This is a genomic window from Archangium gephyra (assembly GCF_042230915.1).
Classification (GTDB): domain Bacteria; phylum Myxococcota; class Myxococcia; order Myxococcales; family Myxococcaceae; genus Archangium; species Archangium gephyra_B.
In genome coordinates, this window is the sequence record NZ_CP102578.1 from 8526990 (window position 1) to 8548358 (window position 21369).

Here is a 21369-nt window from a genome sequence, read left to right on the forward strand (position 1 = left end):
ATTACCCCGCCCCTCCATGAAGACGCTTCCGTCCTGGTTGCTCCTGCTGTGCCTGGCGATCGCCGCGCCCGCCCTGGCGCAGCGCCGCCCCGGTCCACCTCCGCCCGCGGGCACTCCCGCCGAGCGGGAGATCACCCCTCAGACGACCCCCGAAGGCGGCAGCGCCGGCGTGCGCCAGACGCCCACGTGCGAAGAGGTCCGCCGCCGCGCCCGCTACGGCATCTACTTCGACAAGGTGGACATCGAGAAGCTGGTGCAGACCGTGTCGGACGCGACCTGCCGGACGTTCATCCTTCCGGAGAACGTGCGCGGGAAGATCTCCATCATCGGCCCGGAGAACGGGCGCGTGGAGGTGGACGCGGATCAGTTCTACGCCGCCTTCCTCGCGGCGCTCGACGCCAACGGCCTGTCCGTCTACCAGCACGGGCGCTTCCTGAAGATCGTGGACAAGCGCGCCGCCAAGCAGAACCCCATCCCCACGTTGGTGGACCCGGACGCGACGTACACCACCAACGAGCAGATGATCACCAAGCTGTTCCGCATCAAGAACGTGGAGGTGGAGCCTCTGCGCGGGGTGCTGCAGCAACTGGTGTCCAAGGACGGCGACACCATCCCGTACCCGCCGGACATCGTCATCATCAACGACGTGGGCTCCAACGTGCACCGGCTCGAGCGCATCATCGACCAGCTGGACTCGCGCGCGGCCAGTGACGAGGTGCGCATCATCCAGGTGCAGTACGCCACCGCCCAGGACGTGGCCGCCACGGTGCAGAAGCTCTTCGAGCCGAAGGGCGGCGGCAACCGTCCCGGCGCCAACCGCTCCGGCCCTCCCGCGGTGATGCCGCCCGGCGGCCCCGACGCGGTGCCCATGCCCGGCCCGGATGGCAGCAGCGGCTCCGGCGGCCCGGTGACCTTCTCGCAGATCATCCCCGACGAGCGCACCAACAAGCTCATCGTCGTGGCCAGCCCCGCCGCCTTCGAGCGCATCCAGGGCATGGTGCGCGAGCTGGACATCCCCACCGCCGGCACCGAGCGCATCAACGTCTACCCGCTGGAGAACGCCAACGCGGAGGAGATCGCCAGCACGCTGCAGACGCTGTCGCAGGGCACCTCCAGCCGGCCGCGCACCCCCACCCCCACGCCTCCTCCGGGCATGCCCCGCCCCGGCGGCACCACGGGCGGCGGTTCCGCCGAGCTGTTCGCCGGTGAGGTGAAGATCTCCGCCGACAAGGGCACCAACTCGCTCGTCATCATCGCCAGCCAGAGCGACTACCGCAGCCTGGTGCGCGTCATCCGCGAGCTGGACAAGGCGCGGCGCCAGGTGTTCGTCGAGGCCGTCATCATGGAGGTCAACCTGGACCGCAACAACGAGTTCGGGTTGAACCTGCACAGCGGCTACTCGCTGGGCACGCCGCTGGGCACCGGCTCGGGCATCCTGGGCACCAAGTACTCCAGCCAGGGCCTGCCCCCGTCCTTCTCGCTGGCCAACCTGGCCCAGTTCGGCGGCTTCCTCGCCGGCCTCCAGGGCCCCGTCATCCCCGAGCTGAAGAACCTGGGCATCGACATCCCCGCCTTCGGCGTGGTGCTGCACGCCTTCCAGCAGAGCTCGGACGTCAACGTGCTCTCCACCCCGCACATCCTCACCAGCGACAACGAGGAGGCGGAGATCACCGTGGGCCAGAACGTGCCCTTCCAGTCCGGCTTCTCGCCCTCCTCGCTGGGCAGCGGGCTGGGCACCGCGGGCGGCGCCACCGGCGGCCTCAGCCCGTCGCTGCTCGGCGGCCTGGGCGGCCTGGGCAGCCTCTACGCCCCCATCACCCGCCAGAACGTGGAGCTCAAGCTCACCGTCAAGCCGCAGATCAACGAGAGCGACTTCATCCGGATGACCATCTCCGAGCAGACGGAGGAGATCGCCTCGACGGATCCCGTGCTCGGCCCCACCACCTCCAAGCGCAGCGCCAAGACGACGGTGGTGGCCAAGGATCAGGAGACGGTCGTCATCGGCGGCATCATGCAGGAGCGCACCCTGGAGTCCGTGGCCAAGGTGCCCATCCTGGGTGACGTGCCCCTGCTGGGCCACCTCTTCCGTCAGACGAACAAGCGCAAGACGAAGACGAACCTCCTGCTCTTCCTCACGCCCCACATCATCCGCGACCAGTCGGACTTCCGGCGCATCTTCGAGCGCAAGATGGCCGAGCGGCAGCAGTTCGTGGAGCAGTTCTACGGCCAGGTGGCCGGCTACGACGTGCCGGTGGACTTCAGCCGCAAGAGCGGGCCCCTGGGCCGCATGCGCAAGGTCATCGCCACCGAGGAGCAGAAGGTGGAGAACGGCGGCCCCGGCCAGCCCGGTGAGCGCGTGCTGCGGCCGGGCGGCCCGGCGGCTGGCGCCTCGCAGTCCGCTACCCCCGGTGGGGAAGTCTCGCCGGGAGCGGGGCGTTCCTTGACTCCGTCGGAGGAGCCGGTCCCCGTGCAGCCTCCGCCTGCGCCTTCTTCCGAGGAGCAGGAGCGCCTGCGCATCCAGCCTGACACCGGGGACGAGAGATAGATCATGAGCCTCCTGCTTGACGTCCCACTCGCGAAGCTCCCGGCCGAAGCCGCCACCCAGGTCGTCTCCAACGGCCCCGCCTACCTGTGCGGCCGGCCGCTGGGGGAGATCCTCCGCCACACCTGTGGCCTCACGGAGGAGAAGCTCCAGGAAGCGCTCCAGCTCCAGGCCGAGAAGGGCGGCCGGCTGGGTGAGGTCCTGGTGGGCATGAAGGCCGTCAGCGAGGAGGACGTGGCCAAGGCGCTCGGACTCCAGCTCGATCTGCCCTACCTGGCGCGCCTCTTCCTCGAGGAGGTGGACGCCGAGCTGATCAAGCGGATGCCCATCAACTTCGCCAAGCAGGCGCGCATCCTCCCCCTGTCCGTGGACGGGGACGTGGTGGCCCTGGCGGTGGCGGATCCGCTGGACACCACCGTGTTGGACCATGCGCGCATGCTGCTGGGCCGCGATATCCACCCGCGCATCGCGCTCGCCTCCACCATCGTGGACGCCATCAACAGCGTCTACGACCGCGCCACCAACGAGGCCGAGCAGCTCGTGGACGAGCTGCATGCGACGGATCTGGACTCGCTCGCCCAGGAGATCGAGGAGGTCAAGGACCTGCTCAACGACGAGGGTGACGAGGCGCCCATCATCCGCCTCATCAACTCGGTGCTCTTCCGCGCCGCCAAGGAGCGCGCCAGCGATATCCACATCGAGCCCATGGAGCGCGAGCTCTTGGTGCGCTTCCGCGTCGACGGCGTGCTGCAGGAGATCATCAAGCCGCCCAAGCGCTACCAGAACGCGATCGTCGGCCGTGTGAAGGTCATGGGGCAGCTCAACATCGCGGAGAAGCGCCTGCCCCAGGACGGCCGCATCCGCATCAAGCTGGCCGGCCGCGACATCGACATCCGTCTGTCCACCATCCCCACCACCTACGGCGAGCGCATCGTCATGCGCTTGCTGGACAAGAACACCACGCTGCTGGATCTGACCGAGCTGGGCATGGCGTCCCAGATGCTCGCGCAGATGGAGCACGTCATCCGCCGCCCGCACGGCATCGTCCTGGTGACGGGCCCCACCGGTAGCGGCAAGACGACCACGCTCTACGGCGCGCTCTCGCGCATCAACACCCCGGACCTCAACATCCTCACCGTCGAGGATCCGGTGGAGTACCAGCTCAAGGGCATTGGCCAGATGGCCATCAGCCCGAAGATCGGCCTCACCTTCGCCCAGGGCCTGCGCTCCTTCCTCCGCCAGGACCCGGACGTCATCATGGTGGGCGAAATCCGCGACAAGGAGACGGCGGAGATCGCCATCCAGGCCTCGCTCACGGGCCACCTGGTGTTCTCCACGGTGCACACCAACGACGCGGCCAGCGCCGTCACCCGTCTGGTGGACATGGGCGTGGAGCCCTTCCTCGTGGCCTCCTCCCTCACGGCCATCCTCGCCCAGCGGCTGGTGCGCCGCGTGTGCCCGGACTGCCGGGTGCAGTACACGCCCACCGACGAGGAGCTCAAGGAGATCACCCACACCCGCGCGACCTTCAAGGAGCGCTACGGGGTGGAGAAAATCTACAAGGCCACCGGCTGCCCCTCGTGCAACCAGAACGGCTACCGGGGCCGCACCGGTATCTACGAGCTGCTGCTGGTGGACGACACGGTGCGCCAGCTCGCCCTCAAGAACGTGGACGCCTCCACCATCAAGAAGGCGGCCATGAGCCACGGCATGCTCACGCTGCTGGACGACGGCGCGCGCAAGATCGCCCTGGGCGAGACCACCATCGCCGAAGTGCTCAGCATCACCCAGGAAGACCTCTAAAGGACTCGCGCCCCACCTCTTCCGGAAGGCAGAGGCACGGGGCGCGGTTTTACTCCGCGACCCACCATGCCAGTCTTCGAGTACAAGGCCCTTGATCAGGCCGGAAAACCCATCCGTGGAATGCTGGAGGCGGACTCGCCGAAAACCCTGCGCTCGCAGCTGCGCAAGGACGGCAAGTTCCTGACGGAGGTCCTCGGCCAGGCCGAGGGCGGCCGTGCCGCCGTGCGCAAGGGCGCCAACGCGGCCCAGGCGGACCGCGAGGTCAACTTCGGCAAGATGGCCCGCGGCCGCATCACCACCGACGACATCGCCATCACCACGCGCCAGCTGGCCACCCTGCTGGGCGCCGGCGTGACGCTCGTCGAGTCGCTCTCCGCCCTGGTGGACCAGGTGGAGAAGGAGCGGCTGAAGATCATCCTCTCCGAGGTGAAGAGCCGGGTGAACGAGGGCGCCTCCCTGGCGGACGCGCTCGCGGTGCACCAGAAGGTGTTCGGCTCGCTCTACGTGAACATGATCCGCGCCGGCGAGCACTCGGGCGCGTTGGACGCCGTGCTGCTGCGGCTGGCCGACTTCACCGAGAGCCAGTCCAAGCTGCAGCAGAAGATCATCGGCACGATGACCTACCCGGCCATCATGATGCTGGTGGGCGCGGGCATCCTCACCATGCTGATGGTGGTGGTCATCCCGAAGGTCACGAAGATCTTCACCACGATGAAGGCCACCCTGCCCATCACCACCCGCATGCTCATCTGGGGCAGCAACTTCCTGCGGGACTGGTGGTTCATCATCTTCCCGCTCATCGCGATCGCCACCATCTCGACCGTCACGTACTTCCGCAGCCCCAAGGGCAAGCCCGTGTGGGACCGCTTCGCCCTCAAGGCGCCCATCTTCGGCAGCCTGCTGCGCCTGCTGGCCATCTCGCGCTTCGCCCGCACGCTCGCCACGCTCCTCAAGAGCGGCGTGCCCCTGCTCACGGCCATGGACATCACCCGGGCCGTCATCACCAACTCCATCCTCGCCGACGTGGTGGAGAAGGCCCGCGACGCCATCCGCGAGGGCGAGAGCATCGCCACGCCCATCAAGCGCTCCGGCGAGTTCCCCCCACTCGTCTACCACATGATCGCCATCGGCGAGCGCTCCGGCCAGCTGGAGGACATGCTCCTGTCGGTGGCGGACAGCTACGAGAACCAGGTGAACGTGCGCATCGGCGCCCTCACCTCCATGCTCGAGCCCCTCCTCACCGTGTTCATGGGCGTAATCATTGCATTCGTGGCCTTCTCGGTCCTGATGCCGATTCTGCAGGTGAACTCGGCCATCCGGTAACGGAGGCTTCGCGATGAACAACACACTCGACCGGTGGATCCAGCGCGTCACCCTCGTGGCGCTGCTCGCCTTGACGGCGGCGCTGCTCACGGTGGGGGTGGCCCTGTACGCCTCCGACTCCAAGGCGGGCACGGCCGGCAGCACGGCCCAGCCGCACGACATTTTGACAGAGACAACCCGATAACGGCCCGGTGGCTTGCCGAAAAGTCACGAGAGGAATGACCATGAGCGACAAGAAGACGAAGCAGCAGCGCCGCCGCCGCGGCATGACCCTCATCGAGATCATGGTGGTGATCACCATCCTCGGTCTCATCATGGCCGCCGTGGGCGTGGCGGTGATTCCCAAGCTGGACGAGGCCAAGCAGGACACGGCCCGGCTGGACATCGCCAACATCCACAACGCGCTGAAGCTCTACTACACGAAGAAGGGCAAGTACCCCGACACGGGCACGGGCCTGAAGGCGCTGGTGGACACGCAGAACCTGGAGAAGGTCCCCACGGATCCCTGGGGCAACGAGTACGTGTACATGAACGAGGGCGGCAAGCCCGTGCTCATGTCCTACGGCGCCGACGGCACGCAGGGCGGCGAGGGTCCCGACGCGGACATCTCCTCGCGCGACATGGGCAAGAAGTAACGAGACGGCCCTCAAGGAACCGGCACATGACCCTCGAGCACGCTTCCACGCCACAGCAGACCGAAGAGACGGCGCGTCCGTCCCGCGTGGGGCGGCTCGTGGTCGCCGCCGTCATCGTCCTGGCCTCGGCCGGGGCCATCGCCATCGCCAGCCTCACCTTCGACCGGACGCTCAGCCCCCTGCAGCGCCAGGCGCGCGCGGAGATCCGCGGGCTGGAGGGCTACTTCAAGTCCTACCACCGCATCACCGGGCGCTTCCCCTCCCAGGCGGAGAACTTCTATCCGCTCCTGCAGGTGGGGCTCCTCAAGGAAGTCCCCAATGATCCCTGGGGCCGCACGTACCAGTACCGGATGTCGGACCTGGGCAAGGGCTACATCGTGTCCTACGGCTCGGACGGGGTGCCTGGAGGCACCGGCGAGGCCGCGGACCTCATCAGCGGCGGCGTGCTGAACAACGCCATGGTCGGGACGCCCCAGCAGCAGGAGGCGGCGAAGGAGGAGCAGCCATGAGCACGCTCGCGCAGCGCAGGGCCCGGGAGCGCGGGCTGACCCTCATCGAGGTGTGCATCGCGCTCGGCATCGCTTCGGTGCTGTTCGCCGCCGTCACCATCTCCATCGGCGCCCTCACCGGCGCCAAGGCCAAGGCGTCCGCCGCCGAGCTGGCCGGGGTCATCCGCTCCATCTACGACACCGCCGCGCTCAGCGGGAAGACGTGCCGGCTCGTCTTCGACCTGGCCGACCCCAAGAACGAGGAAGGCGTCACGCGCTACCGCGCCGAGTGCGCCGCGGGCAACGTCACCACCTCGCGCGACCGCGAGGAGCTGCTGCGCGAGGAGAGCCGCGCCCGCGAGGACGAGAAGCGGGGCCAGAAGCGGAGCGATTCGCGCCGCAACTTCACCCGGGGCAGCGATGACATGCCCGGCCTGGACGAAATCCTCGCCCAGGAGGAGGGCCGCGTGGAGAACGCCGCGCGCTTCTCCGAGTACACCGCCGAGGAGATCCGGCCGCGCGAGCTGCCCGCGGGCGTCTCCGTCTCCGTGTGGACGCGCCACCAGCGCGAGCCCGCCGAGAAGGGCGTGGCCTACCTCTACTTCTTCCCCCAGGGCTTCACCGAGAAGGCCCAGGTCTACGTGCGCCAGGGTGACAATGTCTGGACGCTCGCCGTGTCGCCGCTGACGGGTAAGGTGGAGATCGCTGGCGAGGCGCTGGAGGTGCCCAAGTCATGAGACGCTCCCGAGGCTTCACCCTGTTGGAGACGGTGGTGGCGCTCGCCATCCTGGCGCTCGCGCTCATGGCCATCTTCGACATCAACTCCGGCGCGGTGTCCAACCACGCGTACGCCAAGAAGCTCACCGTGGCCACCATGCTGGCCCGCTCCAAGATGACGGACCTGGAGCAGAAGCTCTACGACGAGGGCTTCTCCAACGACGACGACGAGGAGTCCGGCGACTTCTCCCAGGAGGGTTGGGACAACTTCAAGTGGCGGGCGAAGATCATCGCTCCGAAGACGGAGGGGGTGTCGCCCGAGCAGCTCATCGGCGCCATCTTCAACCTGCCCATTGGCGAGGGCGGGGACATGAGCGGCCTGGCCGCCATGTTCGGCGGCGGCGCCGGCGGGGGCAAGGACGGCAAGAGCGGCCCCTCGCAGACCACCACCAACCCCATGGCGGGCGCGGCGATGGGCATGGCGCAGCCCATGTTCACGCAGATGGTGCAGCAGATCACCCAGACGGTCCGCGAGGTGCACCTCACCGTGTACTGGAAGGACGGCACGCAGGTGGAGAGCCTGGACCTCGTCACCCACGTGGTGTCGCTGGGCCCCGGCTCGGACCGCAACGGCAGCAGCGCCTTCACGCCGCAGAACGGCACGCAGCCCTCGGAGGCCAGCAACCAGTGGGTGGACCCCGCCAACGGGATGATCGTCCAGGGCGTGCCCGGCCCCAACGGGCAGATGATGCACCCGCAGACGGGGCAGCCGCTGATGCGGCGCTCGGACTGGCTGCAGCAGCGCATGGGCGGCGGCGGCGGCAACCCGTTTGGCGGCGTGCCCGGAAGGGGGACGCGATGAAGCGCACGAGCAAGCACTCCCCGCGCCGTGGCTTCACGCTGATGGAGGTCATGATCGCCGTGGCCATCACCGCCCTCATGGGCGCCATGGTGGGCATGGCCTTCCAGACGGGCTTCCACGCCAAGGAAGTGGTGGAGGAAGAGGCCGATCACTACCGCATGCTGCGCGCGGCCATGAACCGCATGGCGCGGGAGATCGGCTCCGCGTACGTGAGCGACCGCTACGACGCCCAGCGCTACCGCGACCAGAACGACCGGCCCACCAACTTCATCGGCGAGGAGGACCAGCTCACCATCACCACCTTCGCCCATCAGCGCCTGTACACGGACGCCAAGGAGTCCGACCAGGCGATCGTGGAGTACTCCGTCCAGACGTCCTCGGAACGAGGGGCCAACGGCCGCATGGATCTGATGCGCCGGGTGAATCCGAATGTTGAAGGCCGGATGGACCGAGGCGGAACCACGGATGTGCTGTTCGAGGGAGTGAAGAAGCTCGAGTTCGCCTACTGGGACTCCGAGCGAAAGGAGTGGGAGGAGGAGTGGGACACGCGCCGCACGGAGCTGAAATCCAAGCTGCCCACGCGTGTTCGTATCACCCTGGTGGCGCTCGACGAGAATGGCAAGGAGACGCGCTACACCACCCAGACCCGTGTGATGCTGAACACGGAGCTTCCCAGGTACTGAGATGACGAGCCCCAACCACACAGAGGCCCGGCCGGCAGGCGCCCGCCGCGATGCCCGGGGAAAGCGCCGCCAGCGCGGCGTGGCGCTCATCATCGCGGTGGTGGCCATCACCATCCTCACCGTCGTGGCCACGGAGTTCGCCTACAACACCCGCGTGGACCTGCAGCTGGCGGCCAACCAGCGCGACGAGGTGCAGGCCATGTACATGGCCCGCTCCGGCGTGTCGCTCTCGCGCCTGCTGCTGCGCTTCCAGAAGCAGGTGGACCAGACGCCCATCCCCAATATCGGGGGAATGCTCGCCCAACTCACCGGCGGCGCTGGCGGTGGGGCGGCCGCGGGCGGGCAGCAGCCGGCCTCCTCGCTCAACATCCAGCTGTGGAAGCTGGCGCGTGTGGACTGCCACATGCTCAAGGGCCTGGTCGCCGGTGGTGGCGCCGACGTCGAGGGCAAGGACGATGAGGCCCCTGCCCCGCCCCCGCTCGACGAGGACGACGAGAAGTCGGGCGAGCTGTCGCTGGGGCCCTCCAGGCGCTCCTTCGGTGGCTTCACGGGCTGCTTCCTGGCCACCATCCAGGACGAGGAGGAGAAGCTCAACCTGCACCGCCTCAACGCGGGCACGGGTGATGCGCTCCCCACGGCGATGCGGTTGATGGACCTGCTCGGGGACAAGCGCTTCGAGTTCCTGTTCTCGCGCGAGGACGCCAACGGCGTGCGCGTGCTGCCGCAGGACGTGGTCATCGCCATCAAGGACTGGGTGGACGAGGACAAGACGCAGTCCGCGTTCGACCCCAACAACGCGGTGAGCCCGTTCGCCGCCGGCTTCTCGGATGAAAACGGGCCCTACAGCCGTTTCGATCCGCGCTACGAGTCGAAGAACGCGCGCTTCGACAGCATGGACGAGCTGTACCGGGTGCACGGGGTGAACGACCGCTTCATGGCGGCCTTCCGGGACCGGCTCACGGTGTACCCGGACATCAACTCCAAGCCCAACGTCAACACGGATGACCCCATGATGATGTACATGGCCATCCTGTCGGCGGCGGACCCGGCGCGGCCGGACCCCCGGTTGAGGGATCCGGTCTTCGTCCAGGAGCTCATCTCCCGCATCCGCGCGGCGCGGGCCTTCAGCTTCTTCGGCATGGGCGTGGCGGACTTCGTGACCGCCATCGAGGCCGCCGGCATCGCCGTCAATCCCCAGCTCAAGAACAACGTGGCCGGCAACCGCCTGCTGGGCGACAAGAGCAACACTTTCAGCATCAAGTCCGTGGGAGAGGCGGGGTCGGTCCAGAAGACGATCACCGCCGTGGTCCGGCTCGACGACGGGCTCGGCAAGCTCCTGTATTGGAGAGAGGAATAACGATGGCCCGGATTCTAGGTCTGGACCTGGGCAGCCACTCGGTGAAGGGGCTGCTCCTCGACGCGAATGCCCGCAACCCGGTCGTGAAGGCCTGGGCCGAGGTGCGCCGTGGTGAAGGCGACCGGCTGGAGACGCTGCGCACGGCGCTGCGCGAGCTGCTGGCGCGCCCGGAGCTGCGCAACCCGGATCAGGTGGTGGTGGCGCTGCCCGGCCCCTCGCTGGTCACCCACCAGCTCGCCCTGCCCTTCAGCGACCCGAAGCGGATTGAGGCCACCATCCCCTTCGAGGTGGAGAGCCAGCTTCCGTTCGATCTGAACGACGCTGTCTTCGACTACCAGGTGGCCTCGCAGGTGAAGGACAAGGGCAGCGAGCTGCTGGTGGGCGTGGTGCGCCGCGAGGAGCTGGCCACGCTGCTGCAGGCGCTCAACGAGGCGGGGGTGGACCCGCGCGTGGTGACGCACCCGGCCATCACCTACCAGAACCTGCTGCTGCAGCAGCCGGGCCTCTTCGTGGGCACGGACGCGGAAGCGGTAGCCATCGTGGACATCGGCCACGAGCGCACGACGCTGGCCATTGGCCGGCCCAGCGGCGGCGTGGAGTTCGCGCGCACCTTCGCCGGTGGCGGGCTGAACCTCAGCCGCGCGCTGGCCACCGAGTTCCAGACGCCGCAGCCGGAGGCGCACCACTGGAAGGAGCAGCACGGGGCGCTGGCGAGCGCGGCCTCGGCCCAGGGGCCGGATGGCGAGCGGGCGGCGGCGGCCTTCGTGCGCGGCCTGCAGCCGGTGCTGCGCGAGCTGCGCCCGTCCTTCAAGGCCTTCACCGCGCGCACCCGCCGTCAGGTGGGCGCCGTGCTGCTGTGCGGCGGCACCGCGCGCATGCCGGGCCTCGCCGAGCAGCTGAGCAAGGACCTGGGCATGCCCGTGCGCGTGCTCGCGCTGCCCCAGGAGGCGTCCGCCACGGTGCCCGCCTCGGAGCAGCCGGCGGCGATGCAGGCGTACTCGCTCGCGCTGCGCGGCCAGGCCTCGGGCGCCAAGGCGCCCCGCTTCAACCTGCGCCGCGGCGAGTTCGCCTTCAAGGGTGACTACGACTACGTGAAGGACAAGCTGGGGCTGCTGGCTTCCTTCGCCGCCACCCTGCTGCTGCTGCTCATCGCCAGCGGCGTGGTGCGCAACTCGGTGCTCGCGCGCCGCGAGGCCCAGGTGGACGCCGTGCTGTGCGACGTCACCCAGCGCATCCTCGGCTCGTGCGAGAAGAACTACGACATCGCGCTCAACCGCCTCAAGGGCGTGGAGAGCCCGGCCGCCGCGCTGCCCAAGCTGTCCGCCGTCAACCTGCTGGCGGAGATGACGCAGCGGGTGCCGGCCGACGTACCGGTGACGTTCGACCGGATTGACATCGACCTCGAGCGCATCAGCGTGCGAGGCCTGACGGACAGCTCCAAGCAGATCGACACCATCTCCTCCGCGCTCAAGGGCCACCGCTGCTTCAAGGAAGTGAAGGAGGGCAAGGTGGAGAAGACGCGGGATGGCAGCAAGGTGAGCTTCCGGCTGGACATCCAGGTGCAGTGCCCCGAGCAGGCCCAGGGCGGGGAGGGCTAGGACATGGAAAAGATTCGAGGACTCCTCAACGAGGCCAAGGCCTGGTTCGACCGGCTGAGCACCCGCGAGCGCCAGATGGTGCTGGGAACCGGGGGCGCGGTGATGGCCTTCATCCTGTTCGTCATCATCTTCTCGTTCGCCAGCAGCGCGGATGGCTACCGCAAGCGCACGGAGCAGAAGCTGGCCAAGCTGCGCGAGGTGCAGACGCTGGCGGCCAGCTACCGCGAGGCCACCCAGGAGCGGCAGGGCGTGGAGCAGCAACTCACCGGCAGCGACGTGCGGCTGATGAGCTACATCGAGGAGAAGGCCACCCAGGCGGGGCTGACCGTGCCCAACATGACGCCCAAGAACGACGTGGGCATCGGGGACGACGGGAAGATCGTCGAGAGCTCCGTGGAGCTGACGTTCACCGACGTGGACCTGCGCAAGCTGCACGACTTCCTGACCGCGGTGGAGCGCGGGCCGGGCGTGGTGAAGGTGAAGAGCCTGCGCCTCGAGCCGCGTGACGCCTCGGAAACCCTGACGGCGTGGACGACCGTCGCCACCTACAAGATGAAGCAATGACCATGGCTGCTGAGACCAAGATCGCCCGCTGGAAGCTCGCCCTTGGCTACGGTGCGTTCTCGCTCGTGGCCTTCCTCGTGTGCCTGTTCCTGACCTTCCCGTACGACACGCTGCGCAAGCGCGCCGTGGACGCGGCGGCGGACGCGGGGTACGCGCTGCGCATCGGCTCGCTGCGGCCGGGGCTGCGCGGCCTGACGGCCACCAACGTGCGCATCAGCAAGGTGCCCAACGGGATGACGCCCGAGCTGCACGGCATGCTGGCCAGTAACACGGCCCTGCTGCCCGGCCCCGAGGAGTTGGGCGAGCCGCTGAACGTGGACTCGGTGGCGGTGCGGCCCTCGCTGCTGCCGCTGGGCGTGACGTTCCACGCGGACCTGCTGGGCGGAAGCGTCAGCGGCAACGTGGGCGGGCTGAGCGACGTGCAGGTGGCGGTGAAGCTGTCGGACCTGGATACCTCCGAGGGCAACCTCAAGGGCTTCAGCGGGGTGGACCTGGCGGGCAAGCTGAACGGCACGCTCAACCTCACCCTGCCGAAGACGCGGGGGCAGCCGGACTTGAGCCAGGCCAACGGCCAGCTCGCGCTGGACACCAAGGGGCTGCTCATCCAGGGCGGTAACGTCATGGTGCCCATGTACGGCACGCCCACCCCCATGGATCTGCCGAAGATCGCGCTGGGTGACATCGACGCGCGCATCAAGATCGAGAAGGGGCTGGGCACCGTGGAGGCGCTGCAGGCCCGGAGCGAGGACCTGGAAGTGCTGGGCTCGGGCACGGTGAAGTTCGGCCAGCGGCTGGACGTGAGCCAGCCGGACATGGACTTCAAGCTGAAGGCCGAGCCGGAGTTCGTGAAGCGGCTGGGCCTGCTGGGCGCGGGACTGTCCATCCTGCCCCCGGACAAGAGCGACCCGAAGTACCGCGTGGCGCACCTGGGCGGCTTCTTCAACCGCCCCAACTTCAGCCCCCCGCGCCAGCAGCCGACGATGCGTTAGTCCCCTGCCCCGGATGGCCCGGACCGTTCCGCGGTCCGGGTCCGGGTCCGGGTCCGTCAGGTGGACGACGCCTCGGGTCGGCTGGAAGAACACTACCCCAAAAATCAGCTCGGGAGGTTGCGCGTGGAACACGCCACGGGTTAGGAGTCTCCCGCGATTTCACAGGGAGGGCTCGATGCCGGAGCTGGTGTTCTTTCGTCGGGGTGAGGAAGTGCTGCGGGTGGGGGTGGGACGCGAGCGCATGGTGCTCGGCCGCGGCGAGAAGAGCGATGTCGTCATCCCCGACCCCGAGGTGAGCCGTCGGCAGGTGGCTCTCGCGTTCGACGGGGAGCGCTGCACGCTGGAGGACCTGTCCGGTAAGGGTACCCAGGTGGCCGGCACCTCCATGACGAAGGGCGAGCTCGCCGATGGCTCGGACATCGCGCTCGGCCAGTGGCGCGCCGTGTTCCGGCTCCACGGCGGCGGCGAGTCCGAGGCCTCCACCGAGGTCGGCAACCGCACGGAGATCCAGCCGCGCGACTCGGCCTCGCGCTGGCAGCCCGCCCAGGTGCGCATCCGCCAGGGCACCGAGGAGACCGTCCACAAGCTCACCGGCGACAGCTTCACCGCGGGCAAGGATCCGTCCTGTGATCTCGTCATCCAGGACTCGTTCATCTCCAGCCGCCACCTCAAGGTGACCCGGCGCGACGGCCACTTCCACGTGCTGGACACCAACTCCACCAACGGCACCTGGATGGGCCCCGTGCGCATCTTCGAGGTGCAGGTGGGGCTGCCCACCACGCTGCGCCTGGGCCAGACGGACCTCATCCTCGAGCCCGTCACCCCCGCCCGTAAGGAGCTGTCCTTCCACGGCATCATCGGCGGCGACCCGTCCGTGAAGCAGCTCGTGGACCTCATCGAGCGCGTGGCTCCCTCCTCCGCCGCGGTGGCCATCCTCGGCGAGTCCGGCACCGGCAAGGAACTGGTGGCCCGCGCCCTCCACGAGTGCTCCCAGCGCGCCGACAAGCCCTTCATCCCCGTCAACTGCGCCGCCATCTCCAAGGAGCTCATCGAGAGCGAGCTGTTCGGCCACGAGAAGGGCTCGTTCACCGGCGCCGCCAACGCGCGCAAGGGCGCCTTCGAAGAGGCCGACGGCGGCACCCTCTTCCTCGACGAGATCGGCGAGCTGCCCGTGGATCTCCAGGCCAAGCTGCTGCGCGCGCTCGAGAGCGGGGAGATCAAACGCGTGGGCGCCAGCCGTCCCTCCCACGTGGACGTGCGCGTGGTGGCCGCCACCAACCGCGACCTGATGGCCGCCTCGCGCGACGGCCGCTTCCGCGAGGACCTGTACTACCGCCTGTGCGTGGTGCCCCTGCACCTGCCACCGCTGCGCAACCGGCGCAGCGACATCCTCGGCCTGGCCGAGCACTTCCTGCGCATGTACTCGCCCCGGGGCCAGACGGTGCGCCTCACCCCCGCCGCCATGGAGCGGCTCCAGCAGCACGGCTGGCCGGGCAACATCCGCGAGCTGCGCAACGTGGTGCACCGCGCCCTGCTGCTGCGCAAGGGCACCGCCATCGACGCGCCCGACATCACCTTCGACCAGGAGGTGAACCGCGAGACGGGCGTGTCCGTGCCCGAGCTGCCCCCCGGCATGACGCTGGAGCAGATGCTCCTCAAGCTGGAGCGGCAGATCGTCGAGGCCGCCCTGCGCCGCTGCAACAACAACCGCGAGCGCGTGGCCCGCGAGCTGGGCGTGGCCCGCTCCACCCTCTTCAAACGGCTCAAGGAGTGGGGCCTCACCCGCCAGGAAGAAGAGACGGACCAGGTCCGCTCCGGGGACTGAGACCCTTTAGATCCTTTTCGCGGCCCATTCGTTCCAACCTCCAGACACCCGATGAGGGTGTTCAGGAGGCACACATGATGGATGCCGCGGTCATCGCCCTTCCTCCCTTCGCCGAGCTGTACCGCCAGTACCGCACACGGGCACTGGCCATCGCACGCCGCATCGTGGGGGATGCGGACGAGGCGGAGGATGTGGTGCAGGACGTGTTCACCCGGCTGGCCCAGCGCCCCAGCGGCTTCGACGGCCGCTCGTCGTGCTCCACCTGGTTGCATCGTGTGATGGTGAACAGCAGCATCAACTGGTTGCGGGCCCGCAAGCGCCGCGAGCGGTTGCAGCACGAGCCCGAGAGCCCGGCCTCCCCCGAGGCCCAGGCCGTGGGCTCCGAGATGCAGCGCCACTTCGAGGAGGCCCTGGACAAGGTCAGTGAGCAGCAGCGCCAGGTGCTCTGGCTGCGCGAGATGCGCGGCTACAGCTACCCGGAGATCGCCGCCATGCTGCGCATCCCCGAGGGCACCGTGAAGAGCGCCCTGCACCGGGGCCGGCAGCGCGCCCTCGCCGAGCTGGAGGAGCGCGGTCAGCAGCCGTGAGGCTGTGGTGGTGAGGCTCGTGGGGGTGCCACAGCCCTGAACCCGGGGCACGTGGCACCCTCACCCCGTCCCTCTCCCGGGGGGAGAGGGGAAGTTGGGGCAGTGGGGTTCTTCTTGTTTCTTCTTCGTCAGTCCTCCGACTTGGAGCCCACGAAGAAGTCTTCCTTGTCGCGGAACAGCAGGTTGAAGCTCGTCAGCGAGCCGTAGATGCGGGTGATGTAGCTCTGCATCTCCACCTTCTCGGCGTCCGTCAGCTTCGGGTGCGCGTTGAGCTTCTGCTCCATCACCCGCAGCTTGTCGCGCACCATCACGATCTTGTGGAAGAAGGCGTCGATGGGCAGGTCCTTGCCCTGCACGTCCGCCTTGCCGGGCACCAGCTTGATGCTGCCGCCCTCCCACTTGTTGGCCAGCGGCGGGGCCTCACCGCCCTCGCCCACCGCCTCCCGGATCAGCTCCATCAACTCCGCGCGCGTCATGTTCAGCTCCAGGCCTTCCAGGTCCACCACTTCGTTCGGATCCCGCTCCCGCCGCCGGACCACCGGCGCCACGCCTCGCACCGTCCGCTCGCGCCGCGCCGCGTCCCCCACCGCCTTGGCGGCCACGCCGCGCGGCAGGAACTTGTTGCACAGAGGCGCCGAGGGCGGGAACAGCCCCCGCTCCGCCTGCAACCGGCAGACGCCCACCCAGCCCCGGTGATCCACCGAGTGCGCCGCCCACAGCTTGCAGTTGCCGCACACCTTCTCCTCCGGTCCGAAGACCGGCAGGGGCGGCGGACCTCCCCCGGCGCCGTCCGTCATCAGCGGCGCTCCTGGGCCTTGGGGCCCTTGCGGACACCCAGCTCGCGCAGCAGCCCGTCGGCGTCCTCGACCTGATCCAACAGCCACAGCACGTAGCGCACGTCCACGTTCACGTTGCGCGCCACGTCCGGGTTGTAGCCGAAGTCATTCGCCACGTTCTCCCACACGCGGTCGAAGTTGACGCCCACCAGCTGGCCCTTGCCGTTCACCGTGGGGCTGCCCGAGTTGCCGCCCGTGGTGTCCGCGTCCGCCAGGAAGTTCACCGGCACGTCCTTCAGCCGCTTGTCCACCCAGGGCCCGTACTTCTTGGCCTCGGCGGCGGCGGCCACCTTCTCCGGCACGTCGAAGGGCTCCTGGCCCGTGTGCTTCTCCATCACGCCCGCCAGCGTCGTCTGCGGCGTGTAGAGGGCCCCGTCCCGAGGCGCGTAGCCCTTCACCTTCGCGAACGTCACCCGCAGGGTGCTGTTGGCATCCGGCGCCACCGGCTTGCCCGCGTGCGCCATCACCGCCCGGCGCCACTCGGGCATCAACCGCACGTTCGCGCCCGCGCGCCGGTCCCGCTGCTCCTCCAGCGCCACCACCTCCGCCGACAGATCCAGGCCGAAGTCCAGCAGCGGATCCTTCCGCGCCCGGAGCTGCGCCTCCGTCTCACCGGCCATCTTCTGGCGCTCGGCCAGATCCAGCACCTTGGTGCTCGCGTACAGGGCGTCGAGCTTCGCGGACACGTCCTTCTCCGCGTACGTGCGGCCGAAGTGCTTGTCGATCGCCGCGATGCGCTCGCCCTCGCCGAGCCCCTGCGCCCGCCGCACCAGCGCGAGGAACATCCGCTTGTCCGCCGCCGTGAAGAGGTTCTTCTGCTCGCGCTCCAGCCTGTCCGCCAGCCGGGGCAGCTCGCGCTCCATGAACTCGGGCCGGCGCTCGAGGTCCGGCTTCACCCGCTCCTGCGACAGCCGCGCCAGCAGCACCGCCAGCGCGGGCGCCTTCACCACGCCCCGCACCGAGTCCAGGAGGAACTCGCGCTCGAACGTCTTCGCCTTCTCCGCCTGCAGCGACAGCAGCTCCGCGCGGGCCTTCAGCGCGCCCGCGTACTCCTTGCGCTTCTCCGCCCAGGCCACCACCGCCGCCTCGGCCTCGCGCTGCTTCTCCACGATGCGCCCGCGCTTGAGCCCCGCCAGCTGCCCGCCCGAGTTCTTGTAGCGGTTGTGCAGGCCCTTGAGGTGCGAGGCCACGGCGATCTTCCCCGCCGGATCCTTCTCGCCCTCCTCCTCGAGGATGCGGATGAGCTCGCCGTACACGTCGACGACGCGCGGGTAGAGGCGCGCCTGGCGCTCGGCCATGTCCTCGGCCAGCAGCGCGCGGAAGGTGGTGCCGGGGTAGCCCAGCACCATCACGAAGTCGTCTGGCTTCACGCCCTCGGTGGCCAGCGGGAAGAAGAACTCCGCCTTGTAGGGCACGTTCTGCGCGCTGTACTTCGCCGCCGAGCCGTCCGGCGCCGCGTACGCGCGGATGATGGAGAAGTCACCGGTGTGGCGCGGCCACATCCAGTTGTCCTCCTCGCCACCGTACTCGCCCACCGCGCGCGGCGGCGCGTACACCAGCCGCACGTCCGCTAGCTCCACCGAGTCGCTCAGCACGAACTGCACCCCGCCGTCGAAGCTGGCCACCCGGCAGCGCGTGGCCGGACGCTTCTCGCACTCGGCGACCAGCTCCTTCTCCTTGCGCTCCAGCGCCTTCTGGCGCGTGAGATCGTCCGCGCCCTCGGGCACCGCGGCGAACATCTCCTTCGTCACGTCCTTGAAGCTGCGCGGCACCTGCACGCGCGAGCCCTTGCCCGGCAGCTCCTCCTCGCGGCTCTTCGCCAGGAAGCCCTGGGTGATGAGGTCGCGCTGCGGCGAGCTGTGCTCCTGGATGATGGAGAAGACACAGTGGTGGTTGGTGATGATCAGGCCCGTCTCGGCGATGAAGGCGCCCGTGCAGCCGCCCACGTTCACCGCGCCCGCCAGCAGGCCCGTGCCCCGCTTGGGGTCCCACAACCGCTGGGGCGGCACCTGGAGACCCTGGGCCTTCAGCCACGCCGGATCCAGTTCGAGGACCTGTTGGGGGGTCCACTTCCCTTCCCCGGCCAGAGCCGGGGCAGCCACGAGAGAAAGGAGCAGCAGCGTCTTCTTCATCGTGCCCCCTCCCTACCGCGTCTTGGCCCCGCTGGCGATGCCCTCGGACATCCGGGAACACGGACGGGGTACATACCCTCACCCCGCCCCTCTCCCAGAGGGAGAGGGAGCACACCTTCTGCCCGCTCTCCCTCCTGGCGGCCCCGGGAATGGGGGTGAGGCTCCTGGAAGAACCCGGGAGCAGGCGTGTTCTGGGCCCCGCATGCAGACCTCGAGCGGCTCCAAGTTGGACTCTGGCCGGGTGGCCCTTCTCCTCGTGCTCCTGGGAGTGGGCTGGTACTTCTGGGACTCCCCCGCGGTGTGGCCCCTGAAGTTGCTGGTGGTGATGATGCACGAGAGTGGTCACGCCCTCGCCACCCTGCTCGCCGGAGGCGCGGTGGACCGCATCTCCCTGGCCGCCAATGACTCCGGCGCGTGTCTGGCCCACCTGCCCACCGGCCTGATGGCGCAGGTGGCCGTGCACTCCGCCGGCTACGTAGGCAGCGCGCTCGCCGCGGCCTTCCTGCTGCTGGCCACCTTCCGCCTCCGGCTGCGCCGCCTCGTGCTCGCCGCCTCGTGCGTGGGCCTCGCGGTGATGGGCGTCCTCTACGCGGGCGACGGCTTCACCCTCGCCTTCTGCCTGGGCACCGCGCTCGTGCTGGGGCTCGCGGCGAAGTACCTCCCGGATGGCGGCGTGGACACGCTCAACCTCTCCCTCGCCGGCCTCTCCGCTCTCTACGTGGCGTTGGATCTGCGCTCGGCCCTGTGGAATGGCGCCGCCCGCTCCGTCACCGACGCGGCCCTGCTCTCCCACCTCACCCCCGTGCCCTCCTGGGGATGGGCCGCGCTCTGGTCGTTCGTCTCGCTCGCGCTGCTCGGCCTCTTCGCCCGCTGGTCCCTGCGCGCCGCACGGCCCGAGGGCCTCGGCTACACGCTGACCTCCAGCCGCCGCTAGGGGCTCAGCGCCTCGGGCGCATCCGGTAGGCCACGAAGGAGGCCACGTCCGGAAAGGCGAAGTACGGGTTGTGCTGGCGCACGTCGCTCATGGCCGCCACCGGTACGTTCGCGTAGTCGTGCCCGGGGAAGAGCCGGGTGCTGTCCGGCACCTTGAGGAGCACCTGCGACAGCGAGCGGTACATCGCCTCCGGGTCTCCCCCGCGCATGTCGCACCGCCCGCAGCCGTTGATGAAGACGGTGTCCCCCGACACCAGCGCGTCCTGGGCCAGCAGGCAGTGCGAACCCGGCGTATGCCCCGGAGTGTGCAGCGCCTGGAAGACGCGCCCGCCCACCGTGAGCGAGTCCCCCGGCCCGAGCGGACGCAGCGCCCCCGCCGCCAGCTCGCGCAGGTCCGCCGAGAAGTCCACCTCGGCGCGCTGGGCGTACACCGGCACGTCATGGCGCGCCAGCAGCTCCGGCAGCCCGTTGGTATGGTCCCCGTGGCAGTGCGAGACGAAGGCGCCCACCAGGCGCTTGCCGTCCTCCACGAGGGCCTTCTCGATGGCCGGCACGTCCCACGCCGGGTCCACCACCAACACCTCCGCCGAGTCCTTCGGGCCCACCAGGTACACGAAGTTGTCCATCGACCCGAGCTTCAACTGGCGCACGTACAGAGATTCCATCGGTATCCTCCAGGCGGCGCTCCGCCCCACGGCGTCCAGCCCTCCACTCTACGCGTTGCGCACGGGCCGGGGGGACGGCTCTTGAGGCGGAACAGCGCTTCGCATTTGAATGTGACCCCTTCACCCCCGCCGAGGAGGCCCCTCTTGAAGAGACCGCTGCTCCCCCTGGCCCTCACCCTGCTCGCCACCACGAGTGCCATGGCCAAGGACCGGGCCACCTTCCGCCACACCCCCTCGCAGGACGAGGAGCGCCCCGTGGTGGTGGACGCGACGGTGGGCCCCCAAGGCAGCGACTTCGCGCTGCGGCTGCGCTTCCAGAAGCCCCCCTTCGGCCCGGAGTGCGGCACGCGCTGCGCCAACGCGACCGTGCTGCTCGACACCGACGCGAGCGCCCGCTCGGGCCTGAAGCTCTCCGACAAGGCTCCCGAGAACGGCGCGGACCTGGCCATCATCATCCAGGGGACGCGCGACATGTCCGGCGCGAGCGCGGACAGCTACCTGCGCGTGAAGGTGCGGCAGCTCGCGGACGGCGCCCGCACCGTGGAGGAGGGCGAGCTCATCGCCGAGCTCGACCACCGGCGCGACTCCGACCGCGTCCACGTCGAGGACAACACCGTCTTCCTGCTCATCGACGCCAGCAACAACCTGCCCTCGGGCCGCAAGGTGCGCGTCGTCTACCATCCGCCCGGCGGCAAGGCGCTCCAGGCCACCATCCCCGGCATGCTCAGCGGCAGTGCCAACCGCGGCAAGGTGATGATCTTCCGCCGCGGGGGGTGGGGGAAGGCCCGCCAGGTCCAGACCGAGGGCAAGTAGGCGCGGGGCCGCCCACA

Annotated in this window: 20 protein-coding genes; 17 read left to right on the forward strand and 3 right to left on the reverse strand. The window is 69.1% G+C overall.

From position 1 onward, the window contains the following. The first annotated feature begins 16 nt into the window (after positions 1–16). From gspD to NR798_RS33385, 15 genes are all read left to right on the forward strand, one after another. Complete coding sequence (gene gspD, locus NR798_RS33315; protein WP_375766562.1) at positions 17–2545, forward strand: type II secretion system secretin GspD; 2529 nt, start codon at positions 17–19, stop codon at positions 2543–2545. A gap of 3 nt (positions 2546–2548) precedes the next feature. Continuing rightward, entirely contained in the window at positions 2549–4345 is a 1797-nt protein-coding gene (gene gspE / locus NR798_RS33320; protein WP_375766563.1) for a type II secretion system ATPase GspE, read from the forward strand. A gap of 66 nt (positions 4346–4411) precedes the next feature. Next, positions 4412–5668 (forward strand): type II secretion system inner membrane protein GspF, encoded by a 1257-nt coding sequence (gspF, locus tag NR798_RS33325; protein WP_375766564.1) that lies wholly within the window; start codon positions 4412–4414, stop codon positions 5666–5668. A gap of 13 nt (positions 5669–5681) precedes the next feature. Beyond that, a complete protein-coding gene (locus tag NR798_RS33330; protein ID WP_375766565.1) occupies positions 5682–5852 on the forward strand; it encodes a hypothetical protein in 171 nt (56 codons plus the stop codon). Positions 5853–5886: 34 nt separating this feature from the next. After that, positions 5887–6303, forward strand: a complete 417-nt coding sequence (gene gspG, locus NR798_RS33335) for a type II secretion system major pseudopilin GspG (RefSeq protein ID WP_375766566.1) — start codon at positions 5887–5889, stop codon at positions 6301–6303. 26 nt (positions 6304–6329) lie between these two features. Beyond that, complete coding sequence (locus NR798_RS33340) at positions 6330–6812, forward strand: type II secretion system protein GspG (protein ID WP_375766567.1); 483 nt, start codon at positions 6330–6332, stop codon at positions 6810–6812. Beyond that, positions 6809–7528 (forward strand): Tfp pilus assembly protein FimT/FimU, encoded by a 720-nt coding sequence (locus NR798_RS33345; RefSeq protein ID WP_375766568.1) that lies wholly within the window; start codon positions 6809–6811, stop codon positions 7526–7528. The genes NR798_RS33340 and NR798_RS33345 overlap by 4 nt, the downstream gene beginning before the upstream one ends. Then, the gene (locus NR798_RS33350; RefSeq protein WP_375766569.1) at positions 7525–8370 is read left to right on the forward strand and encodes a prepilin-type N-terminal cleavage/methylation domain-containing protein; all 846 of its coding nucleotides are present in this window, start codon (positions 7525–7527) and stop codon (positions 8368–8370) included. Before NR798_RS33345 ends, NR798_RS33350 begins: the two co-directional genes overlap by 4 nt. Then, entirely contained in the window at positions 8367–9053 is a 687-nt protein-coding gene (locus tag NR798_RS33355) for a type II secretion system protein GspJ (RefSeq protein ID WP_375766570.1), read from the forward strand. The genes NR798_RS33350 and NR798_RS33355 overlap by 4 nt, the downstream gene beginning before the upstream one ends. A 1-nt stretch (position 9054) precedes the next feature. Beyond that, positions 9055–10410 carry a general secretion pathway protein GspK gene (locus NR798_RS33360; protein ID WP_375766571.1) on the forward strand — a complete coding sequence of 452 codons (1356 nt, stop codon included), beginning with the start codon at positions 9055–9057 and terminating at the stop codon, positions 10408–10410. A 2-nt stretch (positions 10411–10412) separates the two neighbouring features. Next, positions 10413–12008 carry a type II secretion system protein GspL gene (locus tag NR798_RS33365; RefSeq protein WP_375766572.1) on the forward strand — a complete coding sequence of 532 codons (1596 nt, stop codon included), beginning with the start codon at positions 10413–10415 and terminating at the stop codon, positions 12006–12008. 3 nt (positions 12009–12011) lie between these two features. Then, the gene (gene gspM, locus NR798_RS33370) at positions 12012–12572 is read left to right on the forward strand and encodes a type II secretion system protein GspM (RefSeq protein WP_375766573.1); all 561 of its coding nucleotides are present in this window, start codon (positions 12012–12014) and stop codon (positions 12570–12572) included. 2 nt (positions 12573–12574) lie between these two features. Continuing rightward, entirely contained in the window at positions 12575–13561 is a 987-nt protein-coding gene (gspN, locus tag NR798_RS33375; RefSeq protein WP_375766574.1) for a type II secretion system protein GspN, read from the forward strand. 175 nt (positions 13562–13736) lie between these two features. Then, on the forward strand, positions 13737–15386 hold the full coding sequence (locus NR798_RS33380) for a sigma 54-interacting transcriptional regulator (protein ID WP_375766575.1): 1650 nt from the start codon (positions 13737–13739) through the stop codon (positions 15384–15386). 77 nt (positions 15387–15463) lie between these two features. Next, entirely contained in the window at positions 15464–15973 is a 510-nt protein-coding gene (locus NR798_RS33385) for an RNA polymerase sigma factor (protein ID WP_375773865.1), read from the forward strand. Between the two features lie 128 nt (positions 15974–16101). Here NR798_RS33385 and NR798_RS33390 read toward each other — a convergent pair whose 3' ends face one another. Together NR798_RS33390 and NR798_RS33395 are read right to left on the reverse strand one after the other, a co-directional pair. Then, complete coding sequence (locus NR798_RS33390) at positions 16102–16770, reverse strand: hypothetical protein (RefSeq protein ID WP_375766576.1); 669 nt, start codon at positions 16768–16770, stop codon at positions 16102–16104. Further along, positions 16770–18941, reverse strand: a complete 2172-nt coding sequence (locus tag NR798_RS33395; protein WP_375766577.1) for a S46 family peptidase — start codon at positions 18939–18941, stop codon at positions 16770–16772. The genes NR798_RS33390 and NR798_RS33395 overlap by 1 nt, the downstream gene beginning before the upstream one ends. A 202-nt stretch (positions 18942–19143) precedes the next feature. Here NR798_RS33395 and NR798_RS33400 point away from each other — a divergent pair, with 202 nt between their 5' ends. Next, positions 19144–19875, forward strand: coding sequence for a M50 family metallopeptidase (locus tag NR798_RS33400; RefSeq protein ID WP_375766578.1), 732 nt, complete (start codon positions 19144–19146; stop codon positions 19873–19875). A 4-nt stretch (positions 19876–19879) separates the two neighbouring features. Here NR798_RS33400 and NR798_RS33405 read toward each other — a convergent pair whose 3' ends face one another. Further along, positions 19880–20539: an MBL fold metallo-hydrolase gene (locus tag NR798_RS33405; RefSeq protein WP_375766579.1), complete on the reverse strand. Its 660-nt coding sequence runs from the start codon at positions 20537–20539 to the stop codon at positions 19880–19882. A gap of 144 nt (positions 20540–20683) precedes the next feature. Here NR798_RS33405 and NR798_RS33410 point away from each other — a divergent pair, with 144 nt between their 5' ends. After that, positions 20684–21352, forward strand: coding sequence for a hypothetical protein (locus NR798_RS33410; protein ID WP_375766580.1), 669 nt, complete (start codon positions 20684–20686; stop codon positions 21350–21352). Positions 21353–21369: the final 17 nt, after the last annotated feature.